The sequence below is a fragment of the Streptococcus acidominimus genome, assembly GCF_001921825.1.
In the GTDB taxonomy this organism is placed as follows: Bacteria; Bacillota; Bacilli; order Lactobacillales; family Streptococcaceae; genus Streptococcus; species Streptococcus acidominimus.
This window is the reverse complement of sequence record NZ_MSJL01000010.1, coordinates 13,984-28,158: the sequence shown is the minus strand read 5'-3', so window position 1 is coordinate 28,158 and position 14,175 is coordinate 13,984. Positions and strand designations below refer to the sequence as shown.

Genomic DNA, 14,175 nt, shown 5'->3' with positions numbered 1-14,175 from the left:
GAGCATACCCCCTATATTTTTAAGCTGAAATATGATAGAATAAACCTAAACAGAAAGTGAGACATGATTATGAAAAAGACAATATTGGATACCCTCAAACAAACCACAAAAAAACAGCCTATTGTAGCTGGTACAGTTTTAGCGCTTGTACTCATCACGGGAGGCTTCTTCCTGACGCAACCAAGCGCTAAAACAGCTTCTACTTCAAAAGTAGAACAAACGAGCTCTAGCTCTAGTGTAGACAAGGAAGCTACACTTCTTAAAAAAGCAGAGGCTGCTGTCAAGCTCCTTGAAGATAATCAAGTAAAGGAAAATATTTCTGCAGCTGAAACAGCAGTTAAGGCTCTCAAGGCAGGAGATACAAAAGACAAGCTGACCAAACGAGTTGAAGCAGTCAAAACAGCTTTTGCCAAGAAAGAAGCAGAGGCAAAACTGGCAAAAGAAGCAGAAGATGCCGTTGTAGCTCTTGAAAAGGATCAAGTGAACGAGAAGGTCGCTTCTGCCCAGACAGCAGTTGATAAGATTGCCAATAAGGATACGAAAGACAAGCTCCAACAGCGTATCAACTCTGTCAAGAGTGTGCTAGATGCCCAAGCTCAACAAGCAATAGCTCAAGCCAAGGCAGAGGAAGAGGCACGAGCAGTCCAAGCTGCCGCAGAAGCGCAAGCTCAACAGGCTGTGGCACAAGAACAGGCACCCGCTCAACCTGCTTATGAAGCCCCTACTCAAACAGGAGGAGAGGCTCCAGCTCCTGCCCAAGACTACACCCCACCTGCTCCAGCAGCTCCGCAAGAGCCCCAACAAAAGTTGACCCAGGAACAAGTCCAACAACAGGTGAATGACGCAGAAGCTAATTTTAATAACGGAACTTATGATTATTAATGACCTCAAGACAAGTCCAGCACTTGTCTTTTTTGTTTAAAGGAAAGAGGTTTATGATTTCAGCTCGTTCTCCCTCTAGAGGGAATAATGACACACTTTGGTAGCTTTAGGAGCTACTTTTTTTATCTAAAAACAAATAAAGGAGATAGTAAATGAATGATTCTCAAACTCCCTCTTACCGCAACCGTAAGAAAAATGGGAAGAAGAAATTGAAACGCACCCTTGCTATGATTAGTGCAGGGGTCGCTTTAGGTGGTGCAGGGGTCGCAAGCCTTGTCCCACAAGTCCCTTGGAATCAAGGAGTTGTTAAAGCAAATGAAATCCAACACGGGAGACAGATTGGTACGTTAAACGGTGTCCCCGTTGTACAGGCCAACACTGCCGATATGTCCTCGCCTGAGTTCCAAGGATTGGTTGACTCTCTGTTAGAAGGTAAGGATTTAAGTGGCGTCAAATATATCGCTGACCAGATTCAATGGAATGCCAATACTCAGGTAAAAGGAGTGAACGGTGTCCAAACAGGGACACTGCACAATGTCTTTGGTACTAATATCAGTCACTTCCTCCAACAGGACGGCTTTGTTAAAGAAGATACAGGGGCCTATCTTAATCCAGGTCAATCACTAGCAGTGACTAATGTCGGAACAGTTACCGACCTTGAAACAGGAGAAAAAATTCCAGTTGATTTGATTATCACACACGTGGATGTAGAGCGTGGAAATGATGGCTGGTCGAATAAGAATGTGGCTATGGCGATTAAGAACCAAGGATCAGTTATCACTGTTGGTGTAGTCACGCCGACAGGAAGTGGTAATTTTTCCTCCACAGGTGGTCAGACAGAGGCTGGATCAGGTGGTGGTGGTCAAGCAGGAACAGGTTTAGGTGCTGGTTACATTGAACGGGTAACGTATGTGGCAGGACTTGTCCGCCAAGATACTAAGCAAGCCATTCCGAATGAACAAATTTTAATGGCCATGAAAGTCTCAGATATTGATGCCAGACAATTAGCTACTCTTGGTAGTCAAGGAGCTTTGGGATACATTGTCGGACCAAATACGGATTTATCTATTTCTGGAGGAGGCTTGGTTTCTGGCACGGCGACAGCTGTCAATAATGATTCTACCCAGCTTCTCCCAACTGCTTATACAGTCTTAAAGCAATGGAATTCCAATAGTGTCTCTTATCGTTATATGGACGGTCAAGGAAACCACTTTGACATTGTAACGGGTCTTTTTGGAAACATGGGCTTTAAGCTCAACGCAGACTCTAAAGGCTCTGTCACTATTCACAAGACCGGGACTGCTTCTGGGACAAGCATGTGGAACACACTTTATACCCTAGAGGGAAATGTCTTCCGCTTGACCAATAGGGAGACGGGCGTAACCTTTGAAGGCACTACCGATGAAAAAGGAAGTGTGACCTTGACCGACATTCCTTTTGGAAACTACACGGTGGAAGAAATCAGTTCCTCCCCAGGTTTCCATAAGACCTTTGCGCCCCAGGATATCACCTTGAGCGCCCAGACCCCGAAAGCGACTGTCAATGGAAAAGAAGATCAGCTTATCACTGTCAATGGTACCAATGATGAAATCACAGGCAAAATCAAGGTGGTCAAAAAGGGAACAGAGTCCCAGCTAGCCCTGTGGAATCAATACTATTCGCTACTTGGAAATAGATTCAAGTTGACTAACAAGCAGTCTGGTAAGGTGTATGAAGTGACGACTGATGCCAAAGGGGAAGCCCTTGTGGAGAACATGCAGTTGGGAGACTATACTGTTGAGGAAATCTCTGCTTCGGCTGGATTCGCTAAAACCTTTAAAAACCAGTCAGCTAGTCTCAAGCAGGATGGCACGCTTGAAATCACGGTTTCAGGTACCAATGATGAGATCAAGGGGGAAAATACCCTTGAGAAACGAGACAAGGATACCGCTACTGCTTCCCAAGGTCAAGGGATCTTGAAGCAGGCAGAGTACACCCTCTACTATGCAGAAGATACAACAGGATCTGCTAGTCATCAGAAGGATACCCCTGTCAAGTGGACCGATATTCCCAATGCTAAACTCCTCAAAGGAAAGAAGGTCAAGACCTCCATCATCAACGGAAAAGAAGTGGATAATGGCGAGAATATTGTCCTAAATGTTGATGACAAGGACTTGACGGTGGCGGTTGGAAACCTTGCCCTAGGCAAATACTACTGGAAAGAAAGCAACGCTCCTGAAGGCTATGCCATTGATGGCAAAAAACATCCCTTTACCATTGCCAAGAAAGATGATGCGACCAAGAATATTGTTACGCCAAGAACCAAATCCCTTGAACAGATCATCAAGGCGAAAATCTCTATCCAAAAGATTGTCCAAAGCAAGGGAGACGGCAGCCATTCTGGTATCAATGATGTGACCTTTAAAGCAACTCCAATCAATGATACCAAGGCAGAAGCTCTTGAGTTTACAACGACCATTAAGGAAGATGAAGATGGCTTTGCGACCACAGAGCTTCTTTATGGCGATTGGAAGATTGAAGAGATGGAAGCCCCAGCAGGCTATGAGAAGATTGACCCTATCTACATCCACATGAGCTATGATGAGAAAACAGATCTCTACACCATCACCGCCTCTAAACACAAGGATGGTTCACAGCCATTTTCCAGCCGTACCTTTAGCCAGTCAGATGACCAGCCAGAAAAGAATGGCCATGTCAAAGGAACTCTTGTAGGAACGTTAACCTCAACCAATGCCTTGATTAGTCTCTCCCGCATGACCTTTAAGGACAATCCAATCCCAGAACTCACTCCTGAAGAGCCAACTTTCCAACCAGAGAAGTTTGACTTATCTGAAGCCAAGTTCGACCTCACAGGAGAAAAACTCATGGATGATGACGACGAGCTGGCAGATGAGTATACAGAGACCAACAAGGATCCCTATGTCGACAAGGTGGACAACAACGAGCCACCAAACCTCAATACTAAGCTGGTCAAGCGAGGGAATACCCTCTTTTATCAAGTGTGGCTTGATACGACCCACTTTACCCCAGAGCAACTGATTCAATCAACAGGCTTGACAGATCGCTATGATGCCCAACGCTTGACCTTAGATGTCAAGAGCATCAAGGGCTATGATGGCAAGACAGGTGAGGAAGTGACTCAACTCTTTGACATCACCGACAAGGACGGTAAGTTGACCATTCAAACCAAGAAAGAGCTTGTCAAGGACGGGATACTTGATCTAGACCGCCTTGCCTTTGGTCGTTACTATAAGTTTGATCTGCCTGCCACTGTCAAGGATGATGTAGAAGCAGGGGCAGATATTGAAAATACTGCGAGCCAGTTCGTGACGATCGCAAATCCCAAGACACCGTCTGATGGAGAAGAAACAGAAGGAACTCCTCCAGAAAAAACACTTGAAAAACCAACGCAAAAGCGGGTGAATAAAGTCAAAGAAGTAGAAGAGCCAACTTTCCAACCAGAGAAGTTTGACTTATCTGAAGCCAAGTTCGACCTCACAGGAGAAAAACTCATGGATGATGACGATGAGTTGGCAGATGAGTATACAGAGACCAACAAGGATCCCTATGCCGACAAGGTGGATAACAACGAGCCTCAAAATCTCAATACTAAGCTGGTCAAACGTGGAGATAAGATTTTCTATCAAGTGTGGCTCGATACGACCCACTTTACCCCAGATCAGCTGATTCAAGCAACAGGCTTGACAGATCGCTATGATGCCCAACGCTTGACCTTAGATGTCAAGAGCATCAAGGGTTATGATGGTAAGACAGGTGAGGAAGTGACTCAACTCTTTGACATCACCGACAAAGACGGTAAGCTGACCATTCAAACCAAGAAGGAGCTTGTCAAGGACGGGATACTTGATCTAGACCGCCTTGCCTTTGGTCGTTACTATAAGTTTGATATCCCCGCTACTGTCAAGGATGATGTAGAAGCAGGGGCAGATATTGAAAATACTGCGAGCCAGTTCGTGACGACAATGAACCCTAAGACCAAAGAGCCGAATAAACCAGTTGAAAAACCAACGCAAAAGCGGGTAAACAAGGTGAAGCAGCTCAAACCAGAACCCCATAAGTTCGTGCTTGATAAAGCAGCAGTAGATGTTAAGGGAACCAAGCTATTGGATGATGATAGTGAGTTGAAGAACCGCTATCAGGAGACCAATAAGGATCCTTATGTCGATCAAACGAAGAACAACGAACCAGAGAACATCGATACAGCAGTCGTTAATGCAGGAACGGTTCTTCATTATCAGGTCTGGATGGATACTACTCCGTTTGACAAAGACAGTCTACTTCAAACTAGCAGTATAGAGGACGACTATGATGAGCGCTACGTGACCATTGATCCAACAGCGGTCAAGGTCTACAATAAGGCGACAGGAAAAGAGGTGACCCAGCAGTTCACCATCACAGATCAGAACGGGAAACTCTCTATTGAACCGAACGATTCCGTCAAGAAGACGCTTGGTCAAATCAAGGTATTAGATACGGCTAAGTTTGACCTAGGTGTCTATTATCAAGTGGAGATCCCAGCGACCGTCAAGAAAGATGTGGCAGCGGGCGTTGACATCACCAACACCGCTAAACAGATTATTGTCAACCAGGATGGTAAGAAAGAAGAGCTGATCACGGAAAAGCGGGTGAACAAGACGCCTCAAGAGGCAAAACCAGGAGGCTTCTTACCAAGAACAGGTGAAGGAGGCACTATCCTTTATACCTTGCTTGGAGGGCTTCTCTTTGGCACTCTCTTAGAATGGAGAACAGGCTTCTTGCGCAAGCACCTACAAAAAGCCTTGAACCGTAGTTCAAAGTAAGCTAGCTGTATCGAGACTATTGTTAGAAGACCAAAAGATACTCTGGGTCTACTCACATCTGACAGTGATTTTCTATGGTTGAAACAAGAGACTTGCCAAAAGCAACTTGATACAGTATACTAATCATGAAGCAGAGAGGATCTCCTTGATGGAGAGTTTCTGGTTCAACGAAAGTCCAGATTGAGGTAGAAGCTCGTTTTCTACCTCTATTTTTATATCCAAACCCTAATGAGCAGGTTCTTATGGACTTGCTCGTTTTATAGCCGTTTAGTTTATTTTTAGTCTAGCTCAAACAGTCTGGGGATAGACTGTTTGAGGTGGGAAATAAAGAAAACGAAGTTTTCGTTAAAAGTCGCAGGTAGTTGTCTAGTTGATAACTAGACAAGTGACAGATAAGAAAAGTGTAACTTTTCTCAATGGTACAACTCAAGATACGAGAGCGTTAAGCAACTCCTAGACAAAATAGGAAATACGACGAAGAAGCTTTGGCTTCTAGGAGTATTTATCTTTTTGTCAGTGAGTTGTAGCTCAAGTTCAATTATACAAGATACAAGGGCGTTAGACGGGCAAAGCAAAAATAGGAGTTTTGACGAAGAACTACAAGTTCTAGGAAAAACTATCTTTTTTGCACAGCTCGTAGCCCGAGTTCAATTATACAAGCCGAGTTAACGAAGTAATAAAAATATAAACTAAATGACTATATTTAGAAGGAGACGGTGATGACAAGAGAAAAGACACCACCCTTTCGCTTCCAGATTTTACAGAAGATTGCGGTCTTGTCAACTGATTCCACAGGCTGGACCAAGGAAGTGAATTTGATTTCATATAATGATAAGAAACCTGTCTTGGATATCCGCAAATGGAGTCCAAAGGGCAAAATGGGTCGAGGGATTACCCTCAAAGCAGAAGAACTAGAGGCTTTACAAGAAGTCCTCGCTACATTACAGATAGAACAAGGAGAAATAAATTATGGATATGGCAATTAAGATTGTAACGCTGATTGGAGGTCTGATGGCAGTATCAGGACTCTTTTGGATGTTGTTTGGCGTGTACAACCTCTTTGCGGGACGGAAAAATAAGCGTCCTGAACAGATTGATGAGGGGCAAGAAGGTATCATCAATGGCTTTGCCCTAGCAGCCTTTTCGGGGGCGATTGCGACCGGGATTGTGGCAGCCATCCGAGCGCTCACGTTTTAAGGAGGTTTGCCATGAAACTAGATGTTTCAGACCTCACCGCAAGTCTTTTGGAATACAACTCCTTGGTCAACCAGTCCGCTATCGCCATAAACAAGGCGCTCTTGGTCATAGGTAATATCCTCTTGTCCATCTTCTTACTGATCGAAATGATGAAGTGGCAGGAGCTGGTTGGCAGTACAATGGGTAAAAAAATGCCGATCAAACTGTGGTTTGAAATAGGCTTCAAGTATCTGGCTTGTTGGTTTCTCATCCAGTACTCTGCCCCGATCCTAGACGGGCTGATGTGGCTCTTAAATAGCGGTGTCCACTTGGTTTCTAAAGTCGTAAAGATTGAAGAATACTCCTATCAATTTAAACTTGGTACGGTCAGGGGACCTGCCAAGATCATCTTAAACTTGATTGGTGGGACAGTCTCACTCTTTGCCAATATGATCGCAAAGCTGATTGTCTTTTTGCGCTATATGGAGCTTTACTTCCTAAAGGGAATAGCTCCTGTTTTACTCCCCTCTATGGTGAATGAGACAGTTCGTCCGATCGCCATCAGTTTTTTGAAGTATTTTGCCTCCTACGTCCTCATTACTCTAGGTTTAGCGGTTGTGGGAGTCATCTATACGAGTCTTTTTTCTTCAAACCTCCTATCAACGTTAGTAGTATCCACAAATATTCCTTATGGGATAGCGATTGTGTCCATCTTTCAAGGTGGTATCTATATCTTCACCATAGTAGGAGTTGGACGAAAAATGAGACAGTTATTGGGGGGTGTAAGATGAACAAACTAGGTTCGCTATTTTTAGATGATTTTATCAAAGAGAACAAGCCCATCTTCTTCCAGTTGACAGGACGGGGCTTGTTGTTGGTGATAGGGGCAGTGATGACACTTGGTGTGACATTCCTCCTCTTTTTCTTTGGCTACCCAGACTTTCTGGTCGCAGCCATAGCCCTTATCTTATTTGCGCCCACCATTGTATTTGGACTAGGGATTGATCGAAAGCTCTCTTTAGTTGAGCGTTTTTATTTTTGGATTCTTACGAAACGTAGAATCTATCAGTTAGAAAACCAAGATAGAAAGGAGTATCATCCACGTGATTTTATTCAAGAAAAAACGGTCAGAGAAACTGACCCCGTCTGAGCAAGCACGGGCAGACCGCTTGAAGCGTCAGAAGAAGCCCACAACGCAAAATACCTTAGCCTATACCAGTTTATTCCAAGGAGGCCTCATGCACATTGTGGGCGACAGCTACTCGACCACTTATCGTCTGGGAGACGCTTCTTACTTAGCGGCAGACTACCAACAACAGCTGACCATAGGGGAAGCCCATGCCAAGGCCTTTAATGCCCTTGATGCAGGCGCAAGCATGCAGCTCTTGATTCTCAATCGCAGGGTCAAAGAAGATGTCCTCAAGCAGGTCTTGTATGAGCCTAGCCATGATGCATCAGATGTCTACCGTTCGGAGCTGAACCGCCAGATTGAAGAACGCTTTACAGTGACCAGCCATAACTTTGAAATCCAAAAATACATGACCATTTCTCAGGAAGCAGAGAGTCGGAAACAAGCCCAACTGGCTTTGCAGGATGTAGGGGTGACGCTGGAAGAAATCTATAAGACAGTGGATGTCTCCTTTGAGCCCTTGTCTGAAATGGAGCGCCTGTCTGTCTTTTCAGAGATTTTAAATGGGGAGGAAACCCTGCCCTACACCTATGATGATCTGCGGATCTCTGGTCTGACCAGTAAGGACTTGATTGCCCCAGACTTGATGGAGGTTCATAGAAATAACCTGACCCTCAATGGGAAAGTCGCCAAAACTCTTTACATCAAATACTATCCTAAGTCTATGGAAGATGATCTGATCAAGGAGCTGACCTCGGCTGGGATTGAGCTTGCGATTTCGATACAGGCACAGGCCTACGATACAGGAGAGATCTTGGAGGAGATTGAGGGAAGCCAGTCTGAAGCGGTCCTAGAACAGATCCGCTCTGCCAAGAAATCCCAAGTACCAGTAGAATTGACTTTGGAATCGCAGGCTTCGGAAGATTTTTCAGAGGCGCAGAAATGGCGAAAAGAGGTCAAGGAGCGCGATCAGAAAATCTTTAGGGGCTTGATTCTGGTTCACTTTCAGGCAGATAGTCAGGAAGAACTTGCCCTCCACCAAGGCAAGATTGAGCGAGCAGGTCGAAAGGTCGGGGTGCGATTCGGGGAAATCTATTACCACCAAGAAGAAGCCCTCAATACTCTTCTTCCGATTGGGAAAAACTACCTCGATTTGAAGCAAAATGTCCGTATCAAGAAGGTCTTTCCCAGAAGCATGACCACCGCTAACCTTGCGACCCAGATTCCCTTTGCTTCGGTCGATTGTATCTCCAAAAGCCCCAATGCCCGCTACTATGGTCAACACCAGGTGTCGCATAATATCATCTCGATTGACCGAAAAGAGGATCTCCTATCGGCAGGGGGAGTGATTGTCGGGGCTTCTGGATCCGGTAAGTCGGTCGTTGCCAAGAATGAGATTATCTCCACCCTCTTAAAGTACCAGCAGGATAGGGTGATGGTCATTGACCCGGAAGCCGAGTACCTGGATATTGGTCAGGAGTTTGGGGCTGAAATCATTGATATTTCTGTCGGAACCAAGACCTCCTTTAACCTGATGGACTTGCCGGATGAGGATAAGCTCATGAATGATGATCGGGACGCAGAGGGGGCAAAGTCCAATTTCCTAGTCACCCTCTTTACCAGCCTCCTATCAGACGTGGAACATGAGACAGTGTCTCTGATTGATCGGGTGACCAAGGAAACCTATCAGCGTTATCCAAAGCCGACCCTAAAGGAATGGCATCAGGTCTTAAGCGAGCAGGAAGAACCAGAGGCGAGACAACTGGCTTTGAAGTTAGAGATTTACACCCTAGGAAGCTATGACATCTTCTCCAAAGCGACCTCTGTCAACCTAGACAATCGCTTTATCATCTTCAATCTCCAAGGTCTGTCTGGCCAGCTCAAGCATTTCGCCTTGTTGGTCATTCAAGACTTTATCTGGAATCAGGTAGTCGAGGCTAGAAGCAAGGGGGAGACCATTTGGTTCTATTTTGATGAGCTCCAGCTCTACTTTGAGGAGGACTACCAAGCTACCTACTTTAACCACCTGTGGGCACGGATTCGGAAATACGGCTGTGTCCCAACAGGGATTACCCAGATGCCAGAGACCTTAACTGGTTCCCCACAAGGACGCAAGCTCCTTGGCAATAGCCAGTTTAAGATCCTCTTGAAACTAGAGGGCTTAGCCTTGAAAGAAGCCAAGAAGGTTGTCAAGCTCACTGAACAACAAGCCCGCTATATTGAGCGCCCGAAAGCCAAGGGAACAGGTCTCATTGTGGCAGGTGACACCATCGTCCCCTTTGAGAATCCGATTCCCAAGGACTCACGGCTTTACCGTCTGATTGCGACAGATGCCTAAGAGGTTAGAAAGAAAGGAGAGCTATGAAAGAAAAGAAAGCGATCCAGCTTCAGAGAGATCAAGGGCAGCTAGAAAGCCCTGTTTCTGTTCGGAAACTGGCTTCCCTTTCCCAACGCAATTGGAGGAAGATGGAGACAAGCGCCAAGGCTTCTCTGTTGAAAAAGCTAACGACAGAAGAGGTCAAGGGAATCCGAGAGCGGGTTCGCAAGGTAGGACCAGTGACGGCAAGAGCTCATCAGACGCAGAAGCCCACAAAGAAAGCACCAAGCATTCAAAAGCCCTCCTTTCTTAGTAGAAAAGGAACTCGTCCCTCACAGCTGGGGAAACAGTTGAAAGGAGAAGCGGGGCGACAGGCAGTCTCTTTCTTCTACCGAGAGGATCGGGAAGAAGAGGGCAGGACAAGGCAAGGGCTACAAAAGGGCAGAAGGGGGTTAGAGCATGTGCAGACCAGTCTAAAGCTTTTTCATTCCAGCCTTTCTCGCAGCACAAAAGCCCATGCCCTGTCTCTTTCACAGAAAGAAGACCAAGCAGACCAGAAAAAGCGGTCTCCGGTTCTTTCCCCTAAGCGGCGGAATCCCTCCTCCCTTTCCCTCCAGAGGGGAATATGGGGAGGAAGGGTTCGTCCAGTACCTGTTTTCTTTTCGAGCAGTGTGGGGAGGTGGACTGTCTGGGGGATCGGTGGCTTTCTTCTGTTCCTTTTGATGATGGCAAGTGTCCTTAGTCAGACCTTTCCTATCCAGAGTGAGTATGACTTGAATGAAACCTACCTCTATCTGACCCAGCTCGATCGGAAGAATTCAACAGAAGAGGTGGAATACTATACCAACTGGGAAGACCCCCTGCTTTACATTCACTATCACTACGATCGTATCCATGACGTTCAGCGACTGAATCCAGATCTTTCGTTCATGGATCAAGGAGCAGGGCGAACCTATGTCGAGGAGCTTTGGAAGGATTTGAATAAAGCCCCCCACCAGCTCAAGACCATCCAAAATCTTTATCAGGAGGAAAAGACCAAGTATGTCCTCTCAAAAGAGGAACAAGGAGAGTTTGAAGAGTTGATGGAAGAGGCCAAAGAGTTTGGCAAGTTTGCCAGTCTTTTGGAACTTGACAATCCCTTTTATCTGGAAGAGGATCCAAAGGTGGATGAGCCCTTACCGATCAAACAGCGCTTTGGCTACACCAGTCCAGACAAGCGAACAGATACCACGGTTCTGGCGATAGGAGGGAACCACCCTCTCTATGCTCCCCTAAGGGGAGAGGTCAAAGTGGAAGACGGGACTGTAACCATTGAGGCAGCAGATGCCAAGTTCACCTTTTACAAGGTCTCTCATATTCGGGTAGAGACAGGACAAGAAGTTGAGAGCGGGACACAGATTGGACAGACCAGCCCTGCTGGAGACCAGACCATCTCTTATCAGAAGAAGTTGGTCTACACTCCCAAAGCTACTCTCACTAACTGGAGTCCAGAACCCCGAGAAGACTGGTTTTATGTCAACCCGGGCTTTTACTTTCAAGCAGTGCGCTACCTAGAAGCAACCTATGTCAAGGATCTCACGGTAGATGGGGACAAGGCAAAGAAAGTCCAGCTGATCAAGAACTACCTGACCAAGGAACTTCAAAAGGAGGGAAAGCAGCTGTCTCTCAAGGGACTTGCTTCTATCTTGGGGAACTTTGACATTGAAAGCAGTATCACCGCAAAACGTGCCGAGGGAGACTACCTGTCTCCTCCCATTGGTGCTAGTAGCAGTTCTTGGGATGATCCGGACTGGCTGTCCATGAGTGGACCTGCCATCTACAATGGGCGCTATTCCAATATCCTCCACCGAGGACTTGGACTTGGCCAGTGGACGGATACGGCAGATGGTTCGGTGCGCCATACTATGTTGCTTGACTATGCCAAAGGCAAAGAGAAGAAATGGTATGACTTGGAGTTACAGCTCGACTTCATGCTTCATGGGGATTCGCCTTATTATAGGGCAGTGGTGCGAGACATTTTGACCAGTGATGCGTCAACGGATGACTTGACCCTTGCCTTTCTTGTCCAGTGGGAGGGCAATCCCGGGGATAAGCTAACAGCCAGAAGGCAGTCTGCCAAGCAATGGGAGGTCTATTTGAAGGGTGGCAGTACGGGTACTAGCACAGGGACTTCTAGCCAGACTGTCCCGAATGAGTATAAGGACAAGCTCCCTTATGGTTTGCCTAGTAATCAGGCAGTCTTAGAGGGGCAGGGCTATCCGGGCAATGCCTATGCGCCGGGTCAGTGTACCTGGTTTGTTTATAACCGCTTCTACCAAATTGGAAAACCCATTGACCCTTACTTGGGCAATGCGACCAACTGGGCGAGTTCTAGCCAACTGAGGGGTTATCAGGTAACGACAGAGCCACAGGCAGGCTCTGCGGTCGTCTTTCTGGCAGGGGCAGGAGGAAGCCATCCAGTCTATGGACACGTTGGTTTTTGTGAAGCGGTCAATGAAGACGGTTCTTTTTTGATGAGTGAGATGAATGCGGCCGGAGGGTTGTACAGCTTGAGCTGGCGTGTCCTATCCCCTCAAACAGGAATCTACTTTGTGACACCGAAATAAGGAAAGGAAATAAAAGAGCATGTATAATGAACGATTAGTAAAAGTCTTAAAGCTAGGGGCAGCAGTGATCACTGTCGTCCTTGTCTTTATCTTGGGCTATGGGACAGCTTCTGTCCAGTCAAAGATGAAGCCCAAAGCAGTACCAAGCACCCAAGCTGTCCAAAAGGAAGAAGCCACCCCACCAAAGGAGCTGAAGCGCAAAGAAGTGGAAGACTTTCTGGTGGCTTACTACACCCGAAAGGACTTGGGAGAAAACCGCAACCGCTACAAGCCCTTTATGACCGAGGGGCTTTATACGGCAACGGTCTCTGAAGAGGACAAGCCTCTCGAGAAGACCTACCAAGGTTATGTGGTGGACCGTGCCTATCAGGATGCGACCATCTACATTGATACAGAAAACAAGATGGTGATCAGCCAAGTTCGCTATTCCCAACTCATCTTAGAGGAAAAGGATAAACGCGAGGGCAAATCCTACACCGAGCAGGGAACGGCGACACTTCGCTTGACTTATAGTGAGACAGAAGCGGGCTTTTTGGTCAATCAGATAGAGCCGATTGTCCTTTCAGACGGCACAGAACTTACCCAAGGATCAAAATTGGATACCATTCCTAAGCAATAGTTGGGGAAAGTGTTTCGTCTTTCCCTCTCTCCCTAGGGTGTTTTGAGATTGATCAAAAAAATGTCTATAAATAGGCAAAAAACTTTGAAAGAGTGATTGACAAATGCTTCATTCTCTGATATACTATCATGGTGTCGCTGGTTTAGCTCAGTCGGTAGAGCGCATCCATGGTAAGGATGAGGTCGCCGGTTCAATCCCGGCAACTAGCATACTAACCATGAAAGCCCTTGTTCTGCAAGGGTTTTTAATATTTCTGTCCCCAATTTGCCTAAATGTTTATTTTGGCTAATAGGGATAAAGGGAGTGTCTCTTAGTATGGTTCTATTTCTTATACTCGCAAAACTCAAATGTAAATGAGAACACCATCACCTCGTCATATAGCGGTATAGAATAAGAGAACCTGCGGATTTTTGGGCTTCTAGTTCGTGTTTCAAAATTATTTCCCAAAAAGTCTAGTAATCCTTGACATCCGTATAGATTCTGTTAGAATGATACATGTATAGAAACAGGGAAAGGAGAATAACAATGAATAACAAGGTAACAATGATTCGTTATGTTTTTCAGAATAGCCTCCTTTCTAAGTATCAGCCTTAGTGTCTTTTTGTGGACTTGAGGGACTCGAGATG

Annotated in this window: 9 protein-coding genes and 1 tRNA gene; all 10 read left to right on the top strand. The window is 46.0% G+C overall.

The annotated features are described in order from the left end of the window. Positions 1 to 69: 69 nt before the first annotated feature. The 10 genes from BU200_RS03315 (at position 70) to BU200_RS03270 (ending at position 13,758) form a co-directional block, all read left to right on the top strand. Entirely contained in the window at positions 70 to 882 is an 813-nt protein-coding gene (locus tag BU200_RS03315; RefSeq protein ID WP_142237018.1) for a hypothetical protein, read from the top strand. 152 nt (positions 883 to 1,034) lie between these two features. Then, entirely contained in the window at positions 1,035 to 5,702 is a 4,668-nt protein-coding gene (locus tag BU200_RS03310; protein ID WP_075098811.1) for an SspB-related isopeptide-forming adhesin, read from the top strand. 719 nt (positions 5,703 to 6,421) lie between these two features. Continuing rightward, entirely contained in the window at positions 6,422 to 6,688 is a 267-nt protein-coding gene (locus tag BU200_RS03305; protein WP_075098810.1) for a YdbC family protein, read from the top strand. After that, positions 6,678 to 6,899: a hypothetical protein gene (locus tag BU200_RS03300; RefSeq protein ID WP_228064032.1), complete on the top strand. Its 222-nt coding sequence runs from the start codon at positions 6,678 to 6,680 to the stop codon at positions 6,897 to 6,899. The genes BU200_RS03305 and BU200_RS03300 overlap by 11 nt, the downstream gene beginning before the upstream one ends. A gap of 11 nt (positions 6,900 to 6,910) precedes the next feature. Then, entirely contained in the window at positions 6,911 to 7,669 is a 759-nt protein-coding gene (locus tag BU200_RS03295; RefSeq protein WP_083609346.1) for a hypothetical protein, read from the top strand. Continuing rightward, positions 7,666 to 8,028 carry a hypothetical protein gene (locus tag BU200_RS03290; protein ID WP_075098808.1) on the top strand — a complete coding sequence of 121 codons (363 nt, stop codon included), beginning with the start codon at positions 7,666 to 7,668 and terminating at the stop codon, positions 8,026 to 8,028. Before BU200_RS03295 ends, BU200_RS03290 begins: the two co-directional genes overlap by 4 nt. Next, the gene (locus BU200_RS03285; RefSeq protein ID WP_075098807.1) at positions 7,982 to 10,345 is read left to right on the top strand and encodes a VirB4-like conjugal transfer ATPase, CD1110 family; all 2,364 of its coding nucleotides are present in this window, start codon (positions 7,982 to 7,984) and stop codon (positions 10,343 to 10,345) included. Before BU200_RS03290 ends, BU200_RS03285 begins: the two co-directional genes overlap by 47 nt. A 23-nt stretch (positions 10,346 to 10,368) precedes the next feature. Then, the gene (locus BU200_RS03280) at positions 10,369 to 12,930 is read left to right on the top strand and encodes a phage tail tip lysozyme (protein ID WP_075098806.1); all 2,562 of its coding nucleotides are present in this window, start codon (positions 10,369 to 10,371) and stop codon (positions 12,928 to 12,930) included. Between the two features lie 19 nt (positions 12,931 to 12,949). Continuing rightward, positions 12,950 to 13,549 (top strand): hypothetical protein, encoded by a 600-nt coding sequence (locus BU200_RS03275; protein ID WP_075098805.1) that lies wholly within the window; start codon positions 12,950 to 12,952, stop codon positions 13,547 to 13,549. Between the two features lie 136 nt (positions 13,550 to 13,685). Next, positions 13,686 to 13,758 (top strand) — tRNA-Thr (locus BU200_RS03270). Positions 13,759 to 14,175: the final 417 nt, after the last annotated feature.

What these genes read in the sequence shown, in the direction of transcription:
- BU200_RS03315 (WP_142237018.1), top strand. Translation starts at nt 70, where the DNA reads ATGAAAAAGACAATATTGGATACCCTCAAACAAACCACAAAAAAACAG.
- BU200_RS03280 (WP_075098806.1), top strand. Translation starts at nt 10,369, where the DNA reads ATGAAAGAAAAGAAAGCGATCCAGCTTCAGAGAGATCAAGGGCAGCTA.
- BU200_RS03295 (WP_083609346.1), top strand. Translation starts at nt 6,911, where the DNA reads ATGAAACTAGATGTTTCAGACCTCACCGCAAGTCTTTTGGAATACAAC.
- BU200_RS03305 (WP_075098810.1), top strand. Translation starts at nt 6,422, where the DNA reads ATGACAAGAGAAAAGACACCACCCTTTCGCTTCCAGATTTTACAGAAG.
- BU200_RS03290 (WP_075098808.1), top strand. Translation starts at nt 7,666, where the DNA reads ATGAACAAACTAGGTTCGCTATTTTTAGATGATTTTATCAAAGAGAAC.
- BU200_RS03310 (WP_075098811.1), top strand. Translation starts at nt 1,035, where the DNA reads ATGAATGATTCTCAAACTCCCTCTTACCGCAACCGTAAGAAAAATGGG.
- BU200_RS03300 (WP_228064032.1), top strand. Translation starts at nt 6,678, where the DNA reads ATGGCAATTAAGATTGTAACGCTGATTGGAGGTCTGATGGCAGTATCA.
- BU200_RS03275 (WP_075098805.1), top strand. Translation starts at nt 12,950, where the DNA reads ATGTATAATGAACGATTAGTAAAAGTCTTAAAGCTAGGGGCAGCAGTG.